This is a genomic window from Collinsella sp. SGI.180 (genome assembly GCF_050313455.1).
Lineage (GTDB): Bacteria > Actinomycetota > Coriobacteriia > Coriobacteriales > Coriobacteriaceae > Collinsella.
In genome coordinates, this window is record NZ_JBNPLL010000002.1 from 143,284 (window position 1) to 164,499 (window position 21,216).

A 21,216-nucleotide genomic window follows, 5' to 3' on the forward strand; every position below is an offset into this window, starting at 1 on the left:
CGGCCGTCGCCGTTAGAACTCGGCAAATTTGGGAGCGCCGACCTCAATCTCCTCGCGCCCCGCCATAAGCTCGCGCATCTTAGCGCAAAACGGCTCCTGCTCCCCCGCCTTAAACACCAAATGAATCGTCACGGCATCCGCGTAATCGGTATCCGAAACCTTGGCACCCGAATCCTGCGCCAAACGAAGCACCTGCTCATACTGCGGATAGGCCACGTGCACGTCAACAGGCACGACGCTCGTCATCTCAACGACCTGCCCTGCCTCCTGAGCAGCTGCCACCGCCGCCTGCGTCGCCGCGGTATAGGCGCGCACCAAGCCACCGGGCCCCAACAGCGTGCCGCCAAAATAGCGCGTCACCACGCAGCAAACATTTTTGAGCCCAGCGCCGCGCAACACCTCGAGCGTCGGCATGCCGCTCGTGCGGCTCGGCTCACCGTCATCACTCTGACGCTCGCGTCCATCGACCAAAATCCACGCGGGAACATTGTGTCGAGCGTCGTAATGACGCTTGCGAACCATCTCGATGAAGGCATTCGCCTCATCCTCGGATTCAATATGGACCAGCTGGGCAATAAACCGGCTCTTGCGATCCACAAACTCGCCAGAAGCCTCAATATTCGATCGCAGAGTAAAGTAGCTGTCCAACAAAGCCCCTCAACAAAACTAAGCGCGGCAACAAACAGCCTCAATAATACGGCAAAGACAGCACCGTTGTCCTCGCCAACAAGAGCGAAAACACCAATGATGCCGTCACCAACAGCGAGAACCCGCCAGCGCGAGCAAGGTGCCTTGAAAGACGAGATTGCAACAGAAAGGAGCCGATGACCAGGCAAAAACAGCGAGATGCCAAGAACGGAACCGCCGATGATTCCGTCAACGAAAGCGAGAACCCGTCAGCGCGAGCAAGGTGCCTTGAAAGACGAGGGCATTGACCTTATGGTCATGCCCGAAGGCTTGAAAGGCAGATTGTCGCGCTGACGGGTTCGCAGCGTCAACAAAGTGCCGAGTGGGCCTATAAGCCGGGTTCTGTCGTGAACGGTCATTTATCTTGTCTGCACGTTACCGTGCAGCTCCACGCACGCTACCCGAACGCGGACCGGGCCGGCCCATAGCGTTCCTATTCGCGCTTGCTCCGGATGGGGCTTGCCAAGCCGCCGTGTTGCCACGACGCTGGTGGTCTCTTACACCACCGTTTCAGCTTTTCCCTTTACGCCTTGCGGCGCAGGTGGGAGTCTTCTTTTCTGCGGCGCTTTCCGTCGGATCACTCCGCCCGGCCGTTAGCCGGCATCCCGCCCTCTGGAGCCCGGACTTTCCTCACGCGTGCCGCAAGCAGCACATCGCGCGACCGTCTGGCCCACTCAGCAGTGCAAGAGTGTAACACACCGTTGCCGCAGGCAAAGGCACAACACAAGCGTTCGACACGATATACCAAGAACCATGCCATGCAGTACAATAGGGCTGTCGATGGGCAACGTCGCCAGTCGAGACGCGACCGCGCTCCGCACCCCTCCGTCTACTCGGTGCGTTCCCGCCTCCTCCCCGAGGCGGGATGTCGGCATTTTCATGCACCGACAACCCAATAGCCCCCGTGAACAGCCCGGACAGCATTGCGCACGAGTAGCATTGCGCACCTCACCGGCAAACGCAAAAAGGGACCCGTCCATTGCGGACGGATCCCTTAAAGCAAGTGATCGTCAAACCGATTTACTCGGCGTCGGTCTCCTCGTCCTTCTTCTCGGAAGGCAGCGGGGTAACCTCGATCTCGACGCCCAGAGTCTCAGCAGCGGACTTCATAGACAGGGAGATACGACGACGGTCGAGGTCGATCTCCATGACCTTGACCTGAACCTTGTCGCCCACGTGGGTGACCTGAGAAGGCTGGTCGACGTGCTTGTTGGCCATCTCGGAGATGTGCACCAGGCCCTCGATGCCCTCGCCCAGATCGACGAAAGCGCCAAACGGGACAAGCTTGGTCACAGTGCCCTCGACGATAGCGCCGACGGGGTACTTCTTGACCAGTGCGCGCCACGGATCCTCGGTGGTCTGCTTGAGACCCAGGGAGATGCGCTCGCGGTTGAGATCGACGTCGAGAACCTCGACCTCGACCTCCTGGCCGACCTTGACAACCTCGGAAGGATGGTTGACGTGGTTCCAGGAGAGCTCGGAGATGTGGATGAGGCCGTCGATACCGCCGAGGTCGACGAAGGCGCCGAAGTCGACGATGGAGGAAACGGTGCCCTGGAGACGCATGCCAGACTTGAGCTTGGACAGGATCTCGGAACGCTCGGCCTTACGGGACTCCTCAAGCACGACGCGACGGGAGAGAACGACGTTGTTGCGGTTGCGGTCCATCTCGATGACGCGGGCCTCGATGCGGGTGCCCATGTAGGAGGTGAGATCCTTGACGCGACGGAGGTCGACGAGGGAAGCGGGCAGGAAGCCACGCAGGCCGATGTCGAGGATCAGGCCGCCCTTGACAACCTCGATAACCTCGCCCTCGACGTTCTCGCCGGAGTTGAACTTCTCCTCGATGCGGTTCCAAGCACGCTCGTACTCGGCACGCTTCTTGGAAAGGACCAGACGACCGTCCTTGTCCTCCTTCTGGAGAACCAGGGCCTCGATGGAATCACCGAGTGCAACGATGTCTGCAGGGTTAGCGTCCTTGCGGATGGACAGCTCGCGGACCGGGATAACGCCCTCGGACTTGAATCCGATGTCAACGAGCACCTCGTCATGCTCGATCTTAACGACAGTACCGTTAACGAGATCGCCCTCATCAAAGTCGGTAATCGTACCGTCGATGAGGTTGTTCATCTCCTCCTCGTTGACATCGTCAAGAGAGAAAATGGACGAGTTCTGAATCTCACTCAAAGGTGGACCCCTTTCGAACTACGGGGCCCCGATTGCTAGGACCTACAGAAGGGTGCGACAAGCACACAACGTTTAGGAACACTCGGGAGCCGACAGATACTAATGTGACGCTTATGCAATCACGTTCGTATAGGTTACGTGGAAATCACTTCGATTTCAAGCGTGAACTGCGATTTTTTACTCGTATGGAGACTTTTTCGCAATCTTGTGAACGACCGTCTCCATAAGTTGACGATAAGCAGTTGAGTATACGGCTTTGGGGTAAAGTATCCGGAGCCAACGTTCTAAACGATTTTTCGAGAAAGGTGCCCGCGTGCTCAAAGCAGTCGTTTTCGATATGGACGAGACGCTTCTCAGCATCAATCTCAACGCGTTTATCCTTCGCTATTTTAAGGATGTCTCGTCAATGCTCGCGGATATCGGACGATGCAGCCGCGGTGGTACGATGGCACGCCTCGGCACCATCCTGATCGACCTCAACGCCAATCGCCGCAGCAGCACGGACAATCGCACCAATCTTAAGTTTTACCAGACCGAGATCGAGCGCCGGTGCGGCATTTGCCTCTCGGACCCACTTATCTACGAGGCGTTTACCTACTACGATCACGAAGTTCTGCCGTACAAGAACGATGACATGATCAACGCAAAAGCCATGCCGGGTGCGCACGCCGCGCTTCAAGCCGTACAGGACGCGGGGCTGCGCTGCGCGCTCTTCACCAACCCCAGCTTTCCCCAAGGGGCCATCGAGTGCCGCATGGGCTGGGGCGAGCTGACAGACGCGCCCTTCGAGCTCGTAACGCACATGGGCAACGCCACGCGCTGCAAGCCCGATGCCACATATTATCTAGAGCAGCTGCAGGTCATGGGGCTCGAGCCGCACGAGGTCCTTATGGTGGGCAACGATCCCAAGCGCGATTTCCCCAGCCCCGCCTGCGGCATTCAAACTGCCTATGTTGGCCAGGGAAAACCCAGTCGAGCCACCTGGCGCGGAACCATGGAAGACTTCGCCCGCGACTTTAACGCCGTAGTAGAAGCCTTCTACGAGCACCAAATAGCCGACGAACTAAGCTAGTCCCCAAATCAGGAATGGGGCGCACGTTTGCCCCACGCTTCGTTACGTGGGCAACGGCTTGAGGGCAAGATGCGATGCCCCAGTGTCCTAGGCCGTGATCATTTTGACGCGTTCGCCGATTTTGGAGTCGCGCCTGTCGGAAATAACAGTAAAGCCCTCCAGGTCGCACACCTTTACATTTGAAAACACGTGGAACTTGGAGCTATCGGCGAGTACGTAACTCGCCTGGGAATTCTGCATCACGATACGTTTTTTGATAGCCTCGGGATAACCTGGCGTCATGATACCGCGGTCCTCGTCCACCGCGTTGACACCTATAAACGCCCGGTCAAAGTACAGCTCGCGCAGCGCGCTCTCAACCATAGGACCGGTGAGCGAGCAGGTAACGGGGTTGAAGTCGCCGCCAATTACCACCACCTTAGCAGCAAGCTCGCCCGTAAACCGACATGCATAGCCGTTGGTGGTGTAGATAGTCACCGGCTTGTCGACGAGCAGGCTCAGGAGCGCCGTCGCGGTGGTACCGGAGTCGACAGCGAGATGAGACCGTCACGCCCGAAGACCCCGCTTTCGCCGCCGAGGAGCGCGCGGCGCACGTGGCCCATGAGGAGCGGCTCGAGCATATCGAGGGGCTCCTTCCCAAGAAGGGAAACGGCCCTGCGGGACGACACGGCGAAAACCATCGTTGATTCCGGCAAGAGACGCCGTTTCTCTGGTAGCTTCATCTTCAACCAAGACCGACAATGCCGGCCAGGCACTTAACCCAAAAGGAGACAGCATGCCCAACGAGCTCAGCTATGAGGTCAGCCTCGAGCGCAGCAACCAGATCCGCGCCGACCTGCCGCAGCACCCCGAGAAGTACACCATGCTCACCGGCGACCGCCCCACCGGCCGTCTGCACCTGGGCCACTACTTCGGCACGCTCAAGAGCCGTGTCGAGCTGCAGAACATGGGCGTGCACACCAACGTGCTCATCGCCGACTACCAGGTCATCACCGACCGCGACAGCACCGATAACATCCAGGACAACGTCTACAACATGGTCATCGACTACCTGGCCTGCGGCCTGGACCCCGACAAGACGATGATCTACACGCACTCCGCCGTGCCCGCGGCAAACCAGCTTATGCTGCCGTTCTTGTCGCTCGTCTCCGAGGCCCTGCTGCAGCGCAACCCCACCGTCAAGGCCGAGATGGAGGCCAGCGGTCATGAGCTCACCGGCCTTTTGCTCACCTACCCCGTGCACCAGGCGTGCGACATCCTGTTCTGCAAGGGCAACGTGGTGCCGGTCGGGCGCGACCAGCTGCCGCACATCGAGCTCACCCGCACCATCGCACGCAAGTTCAACAACCGCTACGGCAAGGTGTTCCCCGAGGTCGACGCGCTGCTGTCCGATACGCCGCTGCTGCCCGGCCTTGACGGGCGCAAGATGAGCAAGTCCTACGGCAACGCCATCAACATCTCCATGACCGCCGAGGAGACGGCCAAGCGCATCAAGAAGAGCCAGACCGACGGCGAGCGCATGATCACGTTCGACCCCGAAGCCCGTCCCGGTGTGTCCGGCCTGCTCTCCACCGCCGCCATCTGCACCGGCCGCTCCGAGGTCGAGATCGCCGAGGAGATCGGCATGGGCGGCGCAGGCGCGCTCAAGAAGTACGTCACCGAGAGCGTGAACGAGCACTTCGCCCCCATCCGCGCGCGCCGCGAGGAGCTCGTGCAGGATATGGACTACGTCAAGGACGTCCTGCACGAGGGCAACCGCCGCGCTAACGAGGTCGCCGAGGCCACGCTCGCCGAGGTGCGCGAGGCCATGGGCATGGTGTACTAGCATGTACCGCCTTGTTGCAAGCGATATGGACGAGACCTTTCTCGACTCCAATCACGCCATCCCCGAGGCGAACATCCGCGCGCTCAAGCGCATGAAGGAGCTGGGGGTTCTGTTCGTCCCCTCAAGCGGGCGCTGGTACTCGTCCATCATGCACAATTTCGCGGCCGTCGATGCGTCGCTGCTCGAAGGCGGATACGTTCTGTCGTACAACGGCGGGTTTATCAACCGCGTGGGCGACCCCTGCCCGCTCACCACCTGCGGACTCTCGCGCGACTGTGCCGAGCAGCTCTATCAAAAGGGCCTTGAGCTGGGGCTTAGCATGCACATCAACGTCGCCGACGGACACGTCTTCGTGCCCGATGCGGACGACGACGAGCGTGCGTACCTCACCTCGATCAGCGGCGTGACGCATATCTCGAGCGCAGACCACCCCGACCTGTCCTTCCTGGATGGGCGCGACATCGTGAAGATCCTGTTTGTGAACAGGAACTTTGACGCGCTGCAGAAGCTCGGGGGCGATCTTGAGCCCCTGGCGCAGCGCCTTGGCGTCGAGATCACGTTCTCCTCGAAGCGCTACCTCGAGTTCATGCCCGCAGGCGTGAACAAGGGAGTCGGCCTGATGCGCCTGGCCGAGATGCTCGGTATCCCCATGAGCGAGGTCATCGCGGTGGGTGACTCCGCCAACGACCTCTCCATGATCCAGGCCGCCGGACTCGGCGTGGGCGTGGCGAACGTCACCGACGACGTGCGCCCCCACTGCGACGGCGCGCTCGAGACCACGGGCATGGACGGCGCGTTTGAGGAGCTTGTCGAGAGGTATTTGGAGGCGTAGCGCGTCCGCTGCTCGCGGGCGCGCCGATACCCGCGCACTGAAAGGTTTGTGATGGCTGATAGCAACCGCGAGGGCTTTTTCGGGAGCGTCTACGAGATGGTCGCACAGGTTCCCGCGGGCATGGTCGCCACCTACGGGCAGATCGCCAAGCTCGTCGGCGAGCCCAGGCGAGCCCGTTACGTGGGATATGCCCTGCACGTCAACCCTCAACCGGGCGTCATCCCCTGCCATCGCATCGTGTTTGCCGACGGCCGCCTCGCGGAGGGGTTCGCCTTCGGTGGGCCCGAGGCGCAGCGCACACTGCTCGAGGACGAAGGCGTTGCCTTCCTCGCCAACGGACATGTCGACCTGCAGGCCTCTCGCTGGCCAGCGGGCCTGGTATGACAAGGGGCGCCGACAGCGCCCCTTCCCGTTTTGGATCCTTGGCAGGCAACCCAATCAAACGGTCGCCTCGAGTGCGTCCCCCGCGCGGTCGAGTGTGCTTCTGACCTTGGCACCCTGTTTGAACCACGTGCGCAGGTCCTCGAGCGTGCTGCCCGCTTGCATACACCTTGATTTTGCGACCACCCCTCGTGGTCACCGTGCAGCGGTCGCCGCTCTCGCTGTTCTCGTGCGCCGTGATCTTCTTGAGGTAATCGCGGCGAAACGCCACGACGCGGGCGTTGCTGATCTCGATGAACCAATCGTCATCGACAAGCGAAGTACCCGTGGCACCTCGGCTTGCCATCTCCTCGGAGAAGGAGAAACCGAGCGCGCGCTCCTGCCTGCCGATCTCGAGGATGCCGCGGGCCGGCATGCCGAGCATGAGCAGGGGCAGGAACCCCCCTATGAACAGGAACAGGAACGGGATGAGCACGAGCAGGCGCGCACCCTCGTCGGTGAAGACCGCCATGAAGGCGAGGACGAGCGAGAAGACGAGGGCCATGCCGTTGAAAACAATCGTCAACGGCTTGATGGCAGACCAACACAGGCCCGCCTTGGTCATGGGACCGTCGACGGCGTCCGAGACTTCGATGCCCTCTTCCTCCAGACGGGCGAGGAGGTTGAGCGAGCACACCCCCTCGAGGCTTATCGAGCAGAACTTCCGGTCGCCCTCGAACAGGTCGATCCTCATCATCTGCGCGTGAAGCGTTGCACGGGTGATGTTGCCAAACGTCGTCTCCTTGCGGATGCCGAAGGCGTTACGCGAGAGAATGCGCCCACCGTCCACGTCGATACGCGGGATGCTCAGCAAGGCCCAGATAGCCATACCCGCGAGCGCCATGGCATGACCGAACCACACAAGTTCGTGGTCCCACTCGCCCAGCGAGACGCCCTGCCAGACGTAGACACCCAGCATGAGCAGTTCGAACGCGACGGCGCAGCAGGCGATGATCGTGCGGATGGCTGCGGGCATGCGCACCGTGAAGCAATCGAGGCTGTCCGTTGCCTCGCTGCGCTCGCTCGCGCCGCGGCGGGCGACCCATGCAGTGAGCGGGCCGACGATGAACACGGTCATACCGACGCGCAGAATGGATTCGAGCAGATTACTCATAGGGGCCACCGCCTCGAGCTCTGGAGATTAACTGCAGGAAACGCTGCCAGAACGATGGGATGCGCACAACGTAAGGAGCCGCGTATCGGCAAGCGGCGGCATCGCAATCGCCCGGCGAACAGATGATGATCGGCGCCGGGCCAGACGAATTAAACAAAAGGGTGGTCGACGGCGCCCTCGCAGGCGCACCGTCGACCACCCTTCACGTCGCAGCGACCCTACGAGCCGTCCGAAACGAAACGCACTCCGCCAGAGCGCTACCCAATCTTGCGGATGCTCGGGATCGCCCAGGTGATGCCTGCTAGGATCACCATTGCAGCACCGATGAGCACGAAGCACGCGCTTACGCCGATGGCGTCCGCGAACAAGGTCGATGCGACGAGCCCCACGGGCATAGCCCAGCTGCAGACCGCTCCGTACAGACCGAAGACGCGGCCCATGCACTCGGGATCGACGCGCTCCTGCATGAGCGCCATCTGCGGCGCGCTGTACAGCGGACTCGAGACCCCCATCGCGAACGTAAGCCCCAGAAACACAACGAGCGCGGAAGGGGGCACGAGGCCGCCCGCGAGCGCGGCGGCTCCGATGAGGCCGATGGCCAGCGTGCACGAAAGAGCGCGGTTCTTAAGGCCACCCGTCGCCCCGATCCAGCCGCTCGCCGCGATCATGCCGACCGAGAACGCGATCTCCGCGATAGCCGACTGCGTAGTGGTGCCCCCAAAATGGTCGAACACCATGAGCGGGAACAGCGCGGATATGGGCGAGAACAGGACCGAGAAGGCGAAGCCGATCCAGAGCATGGCGAACAGACCGTGATGGCGTTTGAGCTCGCGGTACCCGTTGGCCGTCTCCAATAGGAAGGCCCGCACCGCGCGGTGCGACGCCTCGGCGTTCTCCTCGGGCGTATGGCGCTCGGGCGCCGGCGTCTTGATGCCGGAGGTCGCCACCGCGATGCTCGCGAGCACCGCCCCGGCGACATCGAGCGCGATCATGAAAGTCAGACCAAACGCCGGGTAGACCGCCGCGGCGATGGCGTTGCCGATGATATAGCTACCCGACTGCATGAACTGCAGCATGCCCGCCAGCTTGCCGAGCACCTCGGGCGGGGCGATGAGCGGTGTGAGCGCGTTGAAGGCGGGCGTATGGAGCGTGCTGCCCAGCGCACGGACGAACAGCACCGCCGCCACAACGGCGACAGAAAGGTCGCCCCGAAGCGAGCCGAAGACAAGCGTGAGGCTCACGGCCGCGATGAAGAGATCGGCGCCGATCATGAGACGCTTGATGGACGTGCGGTCCACGATGGTGCCCGCGAAGGCGCCGAGGAGCGCCATGGGCAAGAAGGCCGCCAGGCTCACGAACGACAGGGCGCTCGCGGAGCCGGTGGTGAGGGTGACGTGCCAGATGAGACCCATCTGCAGAATGGAGCTCGTGAGCACGGAGAAGAACTCGCCGATCCAGACGATGGCGAGCGAGCGCTTCCAAGAAGCGCAGGGATTCGGTTGTGTCATGGAATAATCCTTTGATGCGATCGGTGGTATGCAGCGAAGTACCGGTCGCTCACGCGACCGTGGCTAGAGCCAAATGGAAGCAAGCATGGTGCAGCTCCCCTTTCCAAATCTAGAGGTAAACCTTCAGCCGTGAGTGGAGCTATTATAGGGACTTGCGAGCCAAGATGCAACAGGAAGACCTCTACGGAGCGTAGATGCCGGGCGCCCCGAACCACTTATGCCATGAGAGACGGCATCCGATTCTCCTTGACTTGGTCTCAATGTGATATCACAATGCAATCAGCAGTCGCACGGACTGCTCGGGGACTCGCCTCCTCCCCATCGCAATCTGGAGCGCGGCGCCGGGGACGTCACGCAAACGCCGGCGCAGTCGTGAAAGGAACTCACAATGAGCGTGGAAAAGCAACTCAAGGCCAAGTCGGGCTACGGCATGCTCGTCGCCGTGGCGGTGGCGCTCATCGCCATCATCGGCCTCTTTATCTGGAGCACCATCGGGCTCGCGAGCACGCCCGACGGCGTCGACGCGCCCGCAGTCTACGGATGGGGGCTCGGCCTCAGCATCCTCGCGTTTTGCCTGTGGTTCATCCCACTCAACGGATTCTTCTCGCTGCAGCCCGGCCAGGCGCGCGTGTGCATCCTGTTCGGCAAGTACGTGGGCACCGTCCGCGACGAGGGCTTCTTCTGGGCCAACCCGTTCTTTAGCAAGAGCATGGGCGGATCGGCCGGGATCGGCGAGATGATCGAGCTCGAGATGAGCGATTCCAAGGCCGCCAAGGCCGCGGCGCAGAAGGCCGCCAAGGGCAACCCCACCACCATCTCCACCCGCGTGCGCACCCTGAATGGCGAGCGCCTGAAGGTCAACGACAAAATGGGCAACCCCATCGAGATCGCAACCGTCGTGGTGTGGCACGTCGCCGATACCGCCAAGGCGCTCTTCGACGTCGACGACTACCAGAGCTATGTCGCCATGCAGGCCGAGACGGCGCTGCGCCACGTGGCGAGCGTGTACGCCTACGACCACCTGGAGGACGAGTCCGATGCCGCCGGCGCCATCACGCTGCGCGCCAATGTGGAAGAGGTCTCCGAAGCCCTGCGCCGCGAGCTCGCGATGCGCCTGGCGCCCGCCGGCGTCGAGGTCGACGATGCACGTCTCACGCACCTCGCCTACTCCCCCGAGATCGCCCAGGCGATGCTGCGCCGCCAGCAGGCCGAGGCCGTCATCGCCGCACGCAAGAAGATCGTCGAGGGCGCGGTCTCCATGGTCGACATGGCCGTGAAGGAGATGGCTGCCGGCGGCACCATCGAGCTGGACGACGAGCGCAAGGCGCAGATGGCCAGCAACCTCATGGTGGTGCTCTGCGGTGAATCCGAGGCGCACCCGGTGCTCAACGCAGGCTCGCTGTACTAACCCCAACACCAATGAGTAATTTGGGACGGGTGCAGAATTGCACATTCGACAAGAAGGCACGTCATGGCACGCAAGCAGTATCCACTCCGTATAGACCCCGCTATCTGGGAGGCCGTCCAACGCTGGGCGGACGATGAGATGCGCAGCGCCAACGGTCAGGTGGAATGGATCTTGCGAGACGCCCTCAAACGCGCGGGAAGGCTGCCGAAGAAAGAGCCCTCGTCCAAGGACGCACCCAAAGGCGAGGAGGGCTAAGCTGGAAGACAGGGCTCGGCCGCTGCCGACGTCGGGACAAAGCCGCGCCCCGCGCCGCGGTCGAGGCAGAGCTGAGCCCCGCCGCTCCAAAGTCGAGCCGAACGGCGGGGCCAACACCAACCCAAAGCAAGCTCGCCCCCTCTATACGCACCAACCGGTCCCCGGAGGCATCCGCCTTTGGGGACCGTTCTTTTCCCAGCTAGATGTCGTATATAAAGCCTTTTGACAGCTCGATTTTGCCCCGTGGGGGTCAAATATAAAGACCTTTGATGGTACGATGCTCGCGTCAATGACATGGTGGCTCTCGACAGGGGTCACCCCGACCCTCTAGGGAGCAAACGCATGGAGCTGGGCTCGCACATCAAGGAGCATCGCACGGAGCTCGGACTGTCCCAAGACGATCTGGCGGAGCGCATCTACGTGTCGCGCCAGACCATCAGCAACTGGGAGTGCGGCCGTACGTATCCGGATGTCCAGAGCCTGCTGCTGCTTTCCAACGTGTTCGGGGTGACCGTGGACTCCCTCATCAAAGGAGATGTGGAAACCATGGCACAGGTAATGAACGAAGCGGTCAAGAAGTACAACGCCCTCTCCACAATCACGGTCGTGAGCGCGGTCGTGTTTTTGGTGCTGAGCGCGTGGGCGGCGTTCCAGCTCGAATGGGGCTGGGGCATGCACATCGCGCCCACCGCGGCGTTTGCCGCCGTGGCGCTCGTCGTGATGCTCGTGGCGTTCGTGTATATGGAACGCATGAAGAAGCAGCACGACCTCGTCACGTACCGCGAGGTGTTGGCGTTTAGCCGCGGCGAGCAGGTCGATCGCGACACGCTCGAGGGGCGCCGTGAGCGCGAGATGAACCCTTGGGTCAAGGGCACGCGCAACGCGGTGCAGATCATCATCGGCGCCATCGCCGGCGGACTGGTGGGCGTCGGCATCGGCATGCTCGCCAAGATGCTGAGTTAAAAGCGCGGGTACGCGCCCGTTCCCCGAAATGGTATCCCCCTTAGCCCCCATTCTGAAGATGTATGCCAGAATGGGGGCGATTCCCGTTAGCAGGTGCCCCATGAACGTCACCGTACGCGCGTCCCTCATCGCATTGATCGCAATCGTTGGCGCCTGCTGGGCAATCCCCGCCCTCCTGGTGAGCTTCGTCCCATCCGATGCCGGTATGATCGCCATGATGGCGCTGATCTACCTCGTGCTCCCCGTAACTGCGATCGCCCTCGGCCTGCTCGCCGCAAACTCCGCGAGGACGCTCTTCTGGGTACCCGCGGCGCTCGGAATCGGACCCGCGGTCCTGTTTCCCCTCGCGGTCGAGGGCAGCCAGGACCTTGCGTTCCATGGGGTTGCCTATACCGCAATCGGCTACGCCGCCATGGGCCTGTACACTTGGATGACTGCTCGACAACATCGCTAAGCCATCGCAGCAACAATCATGCAGGTAAACCCCGTGCAAAACAGTTTTTGCAGCGCCCGGCAAGCCTTGCCGCATATGATGTACAACAGATTCGATAGCGCACCCGGCGTGTTCGCGGGACGCTCCTTCACGACCGGGAGGTGACGATGGACATCAGCAACCAGATCAAGACGCGGCGCGAGGCGATGGGGCTCTCCCAAGAACAACTCGCCGAGAAACTCTACGTGTCGCGTCAGACGATCAGCAACTGGGAGCGGGACAAGACGTATCCGGACGTCCAGAGTCTGCTCATGCTGAGCATCCTATTCGACACCTCCATAGACACGCTCGTGAAGGGAGACGTGACCGTTATGGAAGAGGCAGTCGAAAGAGATCGCAAGCGCATGGGAACGCGGATGCTATGGCTGGCCGTGCTGATGCTCGCGTTGCTGGCGGTGGCGTTCGCACTGATACTGTCGCCGGCGTTTAACTGGATGGAGGGCACCTGGGGCGCCGGCGTCGCCGCGGCTGCGGCGTTCCTGCCGGCGATAGCGGCGCTTGTTGTCGCGACCGTCCTCGAGCGCATCAAGCGCGAGAACGACCTGGTGACATACCGCGAGATCCTCGCTGTCCGCAATGCAGACAGGTGCTTTACAGCCACAAGCGCGATAGTTTCAACAACAAGATGCAGTGCCCCAGAGCCCCTAGCAGTCGACGATGGTCTTGCCGATCATGATGTTGAGGATCTCGACGTCGGTATCCTTCATGCCAACGCGGCCCACATAGCCCATGCTGGCGATCGTCTCTTCCACCGTATCCTGAATCAGGCCCTCGCCGGCACGGAAGCCGCGGCCCTGCATGGCCATATCGTGGCCCAGAATCGCCGCATCAACGGCAGCGGAAATCTTAGCGGCGCAGCTTGCCTTGGCGCCATCGCACACGATGCCGCCCACGTTACCGAGCGTATTGGAGACCGTCGCGCCGATCTGCTCGCGCGTGCCACCGCACAGCCAGGTAATCGCCGCGCCGGCACCGCACGCAGCGCAAATAGCACCGCAAAACGCCGAGAGCGCACCAATATAGCTCTTGATATGCACGGCAATAAGATCGGACAGCATCACGGCGCGCACCAGGCGCTCGTGGTCGCAGCGCAGGTAGTCGGCATATTCCATAACGGGCAACGCACAGGTAATACCCTGGTTGCCCGAGCCGCACACAATGGCGACCGGTAGCGCACAGCCGTTCATACGGGCGTCAGACCCGGCGGCGGCACGCGCACGCGCACGGCAGGCGACGTCGTCGGCGCGAGCGCCCAGCAGCGTACGGCCCACCTCGGCGCCCCAAGCGTTCGCCAAGCCCTCGGCGCTAATAGCGCCGTTCAGCTCAATCTGACGCTCAACGGCAGCGCGGGCGCCCTCGATGTCGCCGTCCTCGATAAAGTCAATGATAGACTCAATCGACATGGGCGTATCGGCGTTATCGGCGGCACGCTCGGCCACGACGCGCTCGGCGCAGGCGGCACACTCCCCCACCGACTTGCCGCACACCGGAATACCGTCGAGTGTATGGCACGTAACATTGGTGTGGTGGTCGGTAATCTCGACGACCGCGGTATGCCCCCCGGCCGTGGCAGTCACCTTGATGTAGAGGTTGGGCACGCCCTCGACAAGCGACACATCGCAGTAGCCGGCATCGGCGAGGAGCTCGGCCACGCGAGCACGGTCTTTATCGTCAACACTCTCGAGCACCTCGAGCGCGCTCTTGGCGTCGCCGCCCACAGCACCCAGCACGGCCGCGGCTTCAATACCATGCATACCGCCCGAGTTAGGCACGGTCACGCTCTTTACGTTCTTGATGATGTTGCCCGAGCAGGCAACATCCATATGGTCGGGTTCGCAGCCGAGCGTCTGGCTCGCCAGCGCCGCTGCATAGGCAACGGCAATGGGCTCGGTGCAGCCGAGCGCACAGACAAGCTCGCGGTTCAAAACATCGCAAAACGCGGTATCACGAAGGGAATCGGCAGGCATAGGTATCTCCTACTTGTATAACGGGCTGGGCTCTCAAAATAGTTCGTTATTTTATTTGATAACAATGCATCAAAAACCACAACCATGGTTCCGGCGGACGGCGCTCGAGCACAAATTGGCGGCATTATTTATGATAAGCCGGTCTTATTGCATGCTAAAGCGTTTGAGCAAAAAACGCCCGAGCGTTTACACAAAAGTCGCGCTATCATGCAGTCGAACGCGGTAAAACCTTTAGCAATCTCGCCGCACAGACCAGAGAGGAAGCATCCATGAAGATCGGTATCGGTAACGACCACGCCGCCGTCGAGCTCAAGAACATCATCTCCGAGCACCTGAAGGAGCGCGGCTGCGAGGTCGTGAACTTTGGCACCGACACCTCCGAGAGCTTTGACTACCCCATCGCCGGCTACAAGGTGGGTAAGGCCGTTGCCAACGGCGACGTCGACCTGGGCATCATCATCTGTGGCACCGGCGTCGGGATTAGCCTGGCTGCCAACAAGGTCGAGGGCGTACGCGCCGTCGTGTGCTCCGAGCCCTTCAGCGCCAAGCTCTCCCGCATGCACAACAACACCAACGTGCTCGCCTTTGGTGCCCGCGTCGTGGGCTCCGAGCTCGCCAAGATGATTGTCGACGAGTGGCTCGACGCCGAGTTTGAGGGCGGCCGCCACGAGCGTCGCGTCAATCTCATCAACGAGATTGACCAGACCCGCGGACTCAAGGTCGTCGACGAGGCTTAAAGACCTACAACACCATACGTTAACGACAGCCCCCGTCCGGAACACACATCCGGACGGGGGCTGTTTAGTAGATTTTTGGGATATACCTAGAAATCTACTGGAATAAAAAGGGCGCCGCGGATGGAATTCCGCGGCGCCAAAGCCACACGCTAACAGCTTTGAGGAGTCAAAGCTGGTTTAGCCAAAGAAGCGCTTGATCTCGATCTCGGCGTTCTCCAGGCAGTCGGAGCCGTGGATCACGTTGGCGTTGACATCGACAGCGAAGTCGCCGCGAATGGTGCCGGGGGCAGCGTCAAGCGGGTTGGTAGCGCCCATAAGGGTGCGCATCTTGGAGACGGCGGAGAGACCGGAAACGACCATCTTGACGACCGGACCGCTCGTCATAAAGTCGCAGAGACCGCCAAAGAAGGGCTTGTCGGCCAGATGGGCGTAGTGCTCCTCGACGGTAGCACGCTCGAGCGTGGTCATCTCCATGCGTTCGATGACAAGGCCGCTACGCTCAATGCGAGCGACGATCTCGCCGATCTTGCGATCGCGCACAGCGTCGGGCTTAATCATAATGAAGGTCTTCTCGATAGCCATAAGGTAGCCTTTCAAGTAGGTTCGCGCGTGCCCAAGTCCCATTCCGGCACCCGCCTGGACTGCATCGTAACAGAGTTTTAGCTGCAGTTAAACAAAAAACTGTTTATTGAAACACTACAATTTATTAAAACGTTCCATATGTGTCACTTCTGTTTCGAAGCCCGATTAGAGTACCATCCGACCGCGCATCAACCGCACCGAACCGAGCGGACGGTCGGTTGCCGCCCGTGAACGTAGCCCCTTCACAACCTGCCCAAAGGTCCTACAGAAGTTATCGACAAGCCCCTTCCCCATTACAACAAAATACGGGCGCCCGCAGCAACAGACGCCCGTAAAAGCAAAAACGATTTATCAATAAATGGCCAAAGCCGCTTCAACTAAACCCTTACTTTGCCCCGTGGCCCATCTCGACGACCTTGGTCAGCGATCCAAGCACACCTTCGTCGGCAACGAGTTGTGCCTGGGCACGCTGCAGCTGCACGGCAACGGCGGCAGGGGCGGTACCGCCCTCGGTCGTGCGTGCAGCGACAATCGACGGAATGTCGAGCGCCTCGGTAATGTCGTGCTCAAAGAGCGGGCTAGCCTCTTGGAACACCTCAAACGGCAGGTCCTCAAGATTGCAGCCGCGCTTCTCGCACATCAGGACCAAATGGCCCACCACGGCGTGGGCCTCGCGGAACGGCAGGCCACGCTTGGCCAGGTAATCGGCAACATCGGTGGCGGCAAGGTGCCCCACGCCGCACTCGCGCGCCATGGCATCCTCGTTGACGGTCCAGGTCGAAATCATACCGGCCATAACGGACAGGCACTGCATGAGCGTATGGGCGGTATCGAGCGCGCCCTCCTTGTCCTCCTGCAAGTCCTTGTTATAAGCGAGCGGCAGGCCCTTCATGGTCACGAGCAGCTGCACCAGGTTGCCATAGACTCGGCCGCTCTTGCCGCGGATAAGCTCGGCAAAATCGGGGTTCTTCTTCTGCGGCATGATGGACGAGCCAGTGGAATACGAGTCGGAAAGCGTGATAAAGCCAAACTCGGAGCTCGACCACAGCACGATCTCCTCGGAAAGACGCGACAGGTGCATCGCCATGACGGAGCCGGCGTAATGCAGATCGAGGAGGAAATCACGGTCGGAAACCGCATCGAGCGAGTTGGGAATCACGCCCGCAAAGCCAAGTTCGGCGGCCGTCATCTGACGATCGAGCGGATAGCTCGTACCGGCAAGCGCGGCAGCGCCCAGTGGGCAGTTGTCGGCAGCATCAAAGGCGGCCTTCAGGCGTGTAAAGTCGCGCGCGAACATCCAAGAATACGCCAGCAGATGATGCGACAGCAGCACGGGCTGAGCATGCTGCATGTGCGTGTAACCCGGCAGAATCACCTTGTCGTACTGTTTGGCCGCATCCACCAGCACGTGGCGCAGCTCAAGATTGGCCTCCATGAGCTCCTTGGCCAGCGCCTTGACGCCCAGGCGCGTATCGGTCGCCACCTGGTCGTTGCGCGAACGCCCGGTATGCAGGCGCTTGCCCGCCTCGCCGATGCGACGGGTCAGCTCGCTCTCGATGGACATATGAATGTCCTCGTCGTTGATATCGAAGGTGAAGTCGCCGGCATCGATATCCTGTTCGATTGCGGTCAGACCCTCGGCAATCGCCTGCTCGTCCTTTGCACTGATAATGCCCTGGGCCGCCAGCATCTTGGCATGTGCCTTAGAGCCAGCGATATCCTGCTTATAGAGATGTTTGTCGACCGGCAGCGACGCGCCAAACTCCTGCGTGACCTCGGCCACGCCTGCCTCAAAACGACCGCCCCAAAGAGCCATGGAACCGTCCCCTTTCTCTAAATACCAAAACAAGCGCCCAAAGCAAAGCGCCATGTCGCTAAAGCGATTTATCAACCGCTAGTTTTGCACATTCCCCACCGAGCGCGAGACCATGTGGCTAATTTGCAAAGAAGTGACGCACCAGGCACTTGGCGCCCATCGACTCCCGCCAGCCGTTGTTTGCCGAGCCGTCAATCCATGCCTTCAGGCTCATAGGGACATCCTCGACCTTTGCAGCATCGAACTCGGGCGCGAGGGCAAGTAAAGCATGCGCGATAGCATTGAACATAATGGATACTCCTCAGATATATATAGGCGCAGAGCCGCCAAATTGATAGAAGGAGCCCCGCCGGACAACCCCGGCGGGGCTCGGACTCAGCCGCAGACGCGGCATCATATATGCGGGCGGAATGTAGGGGCCACCGATGTTAAGAAGTGTCAGCAAGCATAACGAAAGGTAGGGACCCCATGCGCCCGTTATGTATCACGCGGATGGGCCGCGCGGATACCAAGGGAGAAAGACTTAAGCCTGAGCGGCAGCAGAGCTGGGACCCTGGACCTTGGCCCACGTCTTGAGCGACAGCGTGTCGATCTCGATAAAGCCGGCGCTGGCCTTCTCGTCAAACGTGGTGTCGCGGTCGTAGGTGGCCAGACCGTAGTCATAGAGGCTGAAGGGGCTCTTGCGGCCGACAACATGGCAGTTGCCCTTAAAGAACTTCAGACGAACGGTACCGGTCACGAACTTCTGGGTATCGGCCATAAAGGCGTCGAGTGCGTTTTTGAGCGGGCTGTACCACTGGCCGTTGTACACGGCGGTGGCCCAATCCTGCTCGAGCTTAATCTTGGTCTTGAGCAGATCGCCCTCGACACAAATATCCTCGAGCGCCTTGTGGGCGGTGATAAGCGTCAGGGCGCCGGGAACCTCATAGCACTCGCGGCTCTTGAGGCCCACCAGACGATCCTCGACCAGGTCGAGACGACCAAAGCCGTTATCGCCCGAAATCTTGTTGAGGGCGATGACGATCTCGGAGAGCTTCATCTTCTTGCCGTCGACGGCGACGGGCTTGCCGGCCTCAAACTCAATCTCGGTGTAGGTCGGGGTGTCGGGCGTGTCCTCGGGATTCTTGGTCATAACCCAGGCGTCGTCGAGCGGCTCGTTCCAGGGATCCTCCAGGTGGCCGCACTCAATGGCACGACCCCACAGGTTGTCGTCGATGGAATAGGGGTTGTCGTTGGCACCCTCGGGAACCGGCACGTTGTGGGCGTGAGCATAGGCGACCTCGTCGGGACGGCACTTCAGATCCCACTCGCGAACCGGGGCGATAACCTTAAGCTCGGGGTCGAGGGCCTTGACGGCAGCCTCAAAACGAACCTGGTCGTTACCCTTGCCGGTGCAGCCGTGGGCGACGTAGGTCGCGCCAAACTCGTGGGCGACCTCGACAAGCTTCTTGGCGAGCAGCGGGCGAGACAGAGCGGAAAGCAGCGGGTACTTGTTCTCGTACATGGAATTTGCGGCGATGGCCTTGGTCAGGAACTCATCGGAGAACTCATCGCGCAGGTCGAGCACCTGGCAATCAAGAACGCCCAGGTCGAGCGCTTTCTGTTTCTTGGCATCCAGGCCGGTCTCCTCCTGGCCCACGTTGCCGCAGACGCAAACAACATCGAGATTCTTCTCGTCCTGGAGCCACTTGACACATACGGATGTATCAAGACCACCGGAATATGCGAGAACTACTTTTTCCTTGCTCATGGCTGTTTCCTTTCGCCCTTGGTAGCTAGTTAGAACATCGGTCAGTTGCAAGTCATTTCAAGGTCACGTACCGTGCAATATCAGGTTAAATAGCAAAAATCAGCACATACATGCCCTAGAAACATGCAGCAATGTCGTGCTAAAACCCAACGACCTTAAAACGACTCTGTTGAGGCAATTCGCCCCATGCGGACAGAGACGATTGTTATCGTCGTCGGGAAATTGCGCGCTGGCGTCGGAGGGCATTGTCTGCAGTGGTGATGATCTGTACGAACTGCATCTGCCTCTCCTTTCACACATCGCCGGGCGCAATTCTAATATCGCAAACGGTACCTTTTCCTCGGTAAGCGGCTCTTTTGCCGTCTCCGTTTTCGATGGTCGCTATATTACGCTAAAGTGCCTGCTGCACAAGCGACAAATTCAAATTTCTGAAAAGTTTTTTCATTAGTTTGTGAAATGCAGTGCAAATACGCTCCGTTCCTGCGAAAATACGCCTGGTTACGAGTTGTTGGTTATAACGTCTGAAACAATTTCGAAACGAAAGGCTCGCTTTTATGCAAACTTACGAATCGGACGCCAATATCGGAAACATTAAGCTCATCGCCGTCGACATGGACAAGACGCTGCTGACCGACGAGCGCGTGCTGCCGCAAGGCCTTGACGAACGCCTGGACAAGCTCGCCGAAGCCGGCATCGTATTCTGCCCCGCCAGCGGACGTCCCGCCCCCAAGCTCGAGGAGATGTTCGAGGACATCAAGAGCCGCATCGCTTTTTGCCCCGATAACGGCGCGTGCGTGATATATCGCGGCAACTATATCTATAAGAGCAATATCGATGTGGCGCTCTACCACAAGGTCCTGGCACATGCCGTGGAGGACCCGCGTGCCGTACCCGTCCTATGCTGCTATGACGATGCTTACGTTTTGGCGCACGACCACAAGTACCACGACGAGATCAGCATCTACTATTCTGCCATCAACTACATCGACACCTTTGAGGGTCTTGACGTCGAATCCAACAAGATTTCGATCTTCTTCCCCGCCTACGACGCCGAGCCTGCGTTCCGCGAGACCTATAACCCCACGTTCTCGGACAAGCTCTACGTCACCAATGCGGGCCGCGAGTGGATCGACTTTATGAACCTGGGCGTCGACAAGGGCGCCGGCGTCGCGCACCTGTGCGAGCACTTGGGCATCGATATCGCCGATGCCGCCGCCGTGGGCGACACCTACAACGACATCCCCATGCTCGAGCGCGTCGGGCATAGCTTTATCGTGGACAATGCCGAAGAGCATATGAATGCGCACGCCAAGTGGCGCATTCCGAGCAACAACGACGGGGGCGTACTGACGCTCGTCGACGCCATCTTGGCGGCTCGGTAATCTATCTCGTCGCCATGCCCGGGGCCGGCCGTTTGATTTTTGCTCGGTCAGGTCCTGGGCTCGCTCGGAAAGCACATTAAGTGCTTTCCGGCTCGTGCGGAATCTACAAAAATCAAACGGCCGGCCCCGGGCATGGCTATGTTGACTTGCTTGCCGCCTAGATGGCGTCTTGGGTGTCTAGATACTTGGCTGATTTTTTGGAATGAAGGGGGCTCCTT

Annotated in this window: 19 protein-coding genes, 1 other RNA gene and 1 pseudogene; 11 read left to right on the top strand and 10 right to left on the bottom strand. The window is 60.5% G+C overall.

What is annotated here, in order from left to right; genetic code table 11:
• Nucleotides 1–12: 12 nt before the first annotated feature.
• The 3 genes from ACQRAP_RS01425 to rpsA form a co-directional block, all read right to left on the bottom strand.
• The gene (locus tag ACQRAP_RS01425; RefSeq protein ID WP_195838524.1) at nucleotides 13–651 is read right to left on the bottom strand and encodes a YigZ family protein; all 639 of its coding nucleotides are present in this window, start codon (nucleotides 649–651) and stop codon (nucleotides 13–15) included.
• 351 nt (nucleotides 652–1,002) lie between these two features.
• An RNA gene (gene rnpB, locus ACQRAP_RS01430) (RNase P RNA component class A) lies at nucleotides 1,003–1,364 on the bottom strand.
• 343 nt (nucleotides 1,365–1,707) lie between these two features.
• Complete coding sequence (gene rpsA / locus ACQRAP_RS01435; RefSeq protein WP_154515317.1) at nucleotides 1,708–2,874, bottom strand: 30S ribosomal protein S1; 1,167 nt, start codon at nucleotides 2,872–2,874, stop codon at nucleotides 1,708–1,710.
• A gap of 313 nt (nucleotides 2,875–3,187) precedes the next feature.
• Here rpsA and ACQRAP_RS01440 point away from each other — a divergent pair, with 313 nt between their 5' ends.
• Complete coding sequence (locus ACQRAP_RS01440; protein WP_427794718.1) at nucleotides 3,188–3,946, top strand: HAD family hydrolase; 759 nt, start codon at nucleotides 3,188–3,190, stop codon at nucleotides 3,944–3,946.
• A gap of 87 nt (nucleotides 3,947–4,033) precedes the next feature.
• On the opposite strand, the gene ACQRAP_RS01445 is transcribed toward ACQRAP_RS01440, so the two are convergent.
• Entirely contained in the window at nucleotides 4,034–4,423 is a 390-nt protein-coding gene (locus tag ACQRAP_RS01445; protein ID WP_233543837.1) for a hypothetical protein, read from the bottom strand.
• Between the two features lie 298 nt (nucleotides 4,424–4,721).
• Between ACQRAP_RS01445 and trpS the strand changes: the two genes are divergently transcribed.
• From trpS to ACQRAP_RS01460, 3 genes are read left to right on the top strand one after another with little or no spacing between them, the layout of a single operon-like run.
• A complete protein-coding gene (gene trpS, locus ACQRAP_RS01450; protein ID WP_427719689.1) occupies nucleotides 4,722–5,771 on the top strand; it encodes a tryptophan--tRNA ligase in 1,050 nt (349 codons plus the stop codon).
• 1 nt (nucleotide 5,772) lies between these two features.
• A complete protein-coding gene (locus ACQRAP_RS01455; RefSeq protein ID WP_427719690.1) occupies nucleotides 5,773–6,603 on the top strand; it encodes an HAD-IIB family hydrolase in 831 nt (276 codons plus the stop codon).
• Nucleotides 6,604–6,654: 51 nt separating this feature from the next.
• On the top strand, nucleotides 6,655–6,987 hold the full coding sequence (locus ACQRAP_RS01460; protein ID WP_427719691.1) for an MGMT family protein: 333 nt from the start codon (nucleotides 6,655–6,657) through the stop codon (nucleotides 6,985–6,987).
• A gap of 1,407 nt (nucleotides 6,988–8,394) precedes the next feature.
• On the opposite strand, the gene ACQRAP_RS01465 is transcribed toward ACQRAP_RS01460, so the two are convergent.
• A complete protein-coding gene (locus ACQRAP_RS01465) occupies nucleotides 8,395–9,645 on the bottom strand; it encodes an MFS transporter (RefSeq protein ID WP_427719692.1) in 1,251 nt (416 codons plus the stop codon).
• Nucleotides 9,646–10,033: 388 nt separating this feature from the next.
• Here ACQRAP_RS01465 and ACQRAP_RS01470 point away from each other — a divergent pair, with 388 nt between their 5' ends.
• From ACQRAP_RS01470 to ACQRAP_RS01490, 5 genes and pseudogenes are all read left to right on the top strand, one after another.
• Nucleotides 10,034–11,053 carry an SPFH domain-containing protein gene (locus ACQRAP_RS01470; RefSeq protein WP_117734981.1) on the top strand — a complete coding sequence of 340 codons (1,020 nt, stop codon included), beginning with the start codon at nucleotides 10,034–10,036 and terminating at the stop codon, nucleotides 11,051–11,053.
• A gap of 63 nt (nucleotides 11,054–11,116) precedes the next feature.
• On the top strand, nucleotides 11,117–11,308 hold the full coding sequence (locus ACQRAP_RS01475) for an Arc family DNA binding domain-containing protein (protein ID WP_117743601.1): 192 nt from the start codon (nucleotides 11,117–11,119) through the stop codon (nucleotides 11,306–11,308).
• 342 nt (nucleotides 11,309–11,650) lie between these two features.
• Entirely contained in the window at nucleotides 11,651–12,271 is a 621-nt protein-coding gene (locus tag ACQRAP_RS01480) for a helix-turn-helix domain-containing protein (protein WP_368145195.1), read from the top strand.
• A 100-nt stretch (nucleotides 12,272–12,371) separates the two neighbouring features.
• On the top strand, nucleotides 12,372–12,725 hold the full coding sequence (locus ACQRAP_RS01485; protein ID WP_427747764.1) for a hypothetical protein: 354 nt from the start codon (nucleotides 12,372–12,374) through the stop codon (nucleotides 12,723–12,725).
• Nucleotides 12,726–12,871: 146 nt separating this feature from the next.
• Nucleotides 12,872–13,042, top strand: a pseudogene (locus ACQRAP_RS01490) (helix-turn-helix transcriptional regulator); the annotation flags it as partial.
• Between the two features lie 366 nt (nucleotides 13,043–13,408).
• Here the strand turns inward: ACQRAP_RS01490 and ACQRAP_RS01495 are convergent.
• Nucleotides 13,409–14,731, bottom strand: coding sequence for a serine dehydratase subunit alpha family protein (locus ACQRAP_RS01495; RefSeq protein WP_427794719.1), 1,323 nt, complete (start codon nucleotides 14,729–14,731; stop codon nucleotides 13,409–13,411).
• Between the two features lie 269 nt (nucleotides 14,732–15,000).
• On the opposite strand from ACQRAP_RS01495, the gene rpiB reads away from it, so the two are divergent.
• Nucleotides 15,001–15,468, top strand: coding sequence for a ribose 5-phosphate isomerase B (gene rpiB, locus ACQRAP_RS01500; protein WP_427727588.1), 468 nt, complete (start codon nucleotides 15,001–15,003; stop codon nucleotides 15,466–15,468).
• A gap of 177 nt (nucleotides 15,469–15,645) precedes the next feature.
• On the opposite strand, the gene ndk is transcribed toward rpiB, so the two are convergent.
• From ndk to ACQRAP_RS01520, 4 genes are all read right to left on the bottom strand, one after another.
• A complete protein-coding gene (gene ndk, locus ACQRAP_RS01505) occupies nucleotides 15,646–16,050 on the bottom strand; it encodes a nucleoside-diphosphate kinase (protein WP_055251725.1) in 405 nt (134 codons plus the stop codon).
• A gap of 385 nt (nucleotides 16,051–16,435) precedes the next feature.
• Nucleotides 16,436–17,866, bottom strand: a complete 1,431-nt coding sequence (gene argH / locus ACQRAP_RS01510) for an argininosuccinate lyase (protein WP_427794720.1) — start codon at nucleotides 17,864–17,866, stop codon at nucleotides 16,436–16,438.
• 118 nt (nucleotides 17,867–17,984) lie between these two features.
• Entirely contained in the window at nucleotides 17,985–18,155 is a 171-nt protein-coding gene (locus tag ACQRAP_RS01515; RefSeq protein ID WP_427794721.1) for a hypothetical protein, read from the bottom strand.
• A gap of 234 nt (nucleotides 18,156–18,389) precedes the next feature.
• On the bottom strand, nucleotides 18,390–19,616 hold the full coding sequence (locus ACQRAP_RS01520; protein ID WP_035138001.1) for an argininosuccinate synthase: 1,227 nt from the start codon (nucleotides 19,614–19,616) through the stop codon (nucleotides 18,390–18,392).
• Between the two features lie 554 nt (nucleotides 19,617–20,170).
• On the opposite strand from ACQRAP_RS01520, the gene ACQRAP_RS01525 reads away from it, so the two are divergent.
• Nucleotides 20,171–20,998, top strand: coding sequence for an HAD family hydrolase (locus tag ACQRAP_RS01525; RefSeq protein WP_427794722.1), 828 nt, complete (start codon nucleotides 20,171–20,173; stop codon nucleotides 20,996–20,998).
• Nucleotides 20,999–21,216: the final 218 nt, after the last annotated feature.

Excerpts from the sequence above, each read along its gene's own strand:
- ACQRAP_RS01465 (WP_427719692.1), bottom strand. The coding sequence starts at position 9,645 with ATGACACAACCGAATCCCTGCGCTTCTTGGAAGCGCTCGCTCGCCATC.
- ACQRAP_RS01485 (WP_427747764.1), top strand. The coding sequence starts at position 12,372 with ATGAACGTCACCGTACGCGCGTCCCTCATCGCATTGATCGCAATCGTT.
- ACQRAP_RS01455 (WP_427719690.1), top strand. The coding sequence starts at position 5,773 with ATGTACCGCCTTGTTGCAAGCGATATGGACGAGACCTTTCTCGACTCC.
- ndk (WP_055251725.1), bottom strand. The coding sequence starts at position 16,050 with ATGGCTATCGAGAAGACCTTCATTATGATTAAGCCCGACGCTGTGCGC.
- ACQRAP_RS01520 (WP_035138001.1), bottom strand. The coding sequence starts at position 19,616 with ATGAGCAAGGAAAAAGTAGTTCTCGCATATTCCGGTGGTCTTGATACA.
- ACQRAP_RS01460 (WP_427719691.1), top strand. The coding sequence starts at position 6,655 with ATGGCTGATAGCAACCGCGAGGGCTTTTTCGGGAGCGTCTACGAGATG.
- rpiB (WP_427727588.1), top strand. The coding sequence starts at position 15,001 with ATGAAGATCGGTATCGGTAACGACCACGCCGCCGTCGAGCTCAAGAAC.
- trpS (WP_427719689.1), top strand. The coding sequence starts at position 4,722 with ATGCCCAACGAGCTCAGCTATGAGGTCAGCCTCGAGCGCAGCAACCAG.
- ACQRAP_RS01470 (WP_117734981.1), top strand. The coding sequence starts at position 10,034 with ATGAGCGTGGAAAAGCAACTCAAGGCCAAGTCGGGCTACGGCATGCTC.
- ACQRAP_RS01515 (WP_427794721.1), bottom strand. The coding sequence starts at position 18,155 with ATGTTCAATGCTATCGCGCATGCTTTACTTGCCCTCGCGCCCGAGTTC.
- ACQRAP_RS01525 (WP_427794722.1), top strand. The coding sequence starts at position 20,171 with ATGCAAACTTACGAATCGGACGCCAATATCGGAAACATTAAGCTCATC.
- ACQRAP_RS01475 (WP_117743601.1), top strand. The coding sequence starts at position 11,117 with ATGGCACGCAAGCAGTATCCACTCCGTATAGACCCCGCTATCTGGGAG.
- ACQRAP_RS01495 (WP_427794719.1), bottom strand. The coding sequence starts at position 14,731 with ATGCCTGCCGATTCCCTTCGTGATACCGCGTTTTGCGATGTTTTGAAC.
- argH (WP_427794720.1), bottom strand. The coding sequence starts at position 17,866 with ATGGCTCTTTGGGGCGGTCGTTTTGAGGCAGGCGTGGCCGAGGTCACG.
- ACQRAP_RS01480 (WP_368145195.1), top strand. The coding sequence starts at position 11,651 with ATGGAGCTGGGCTCGCACATCAAGGAGCATCGCACGGAGCTCGGACTG.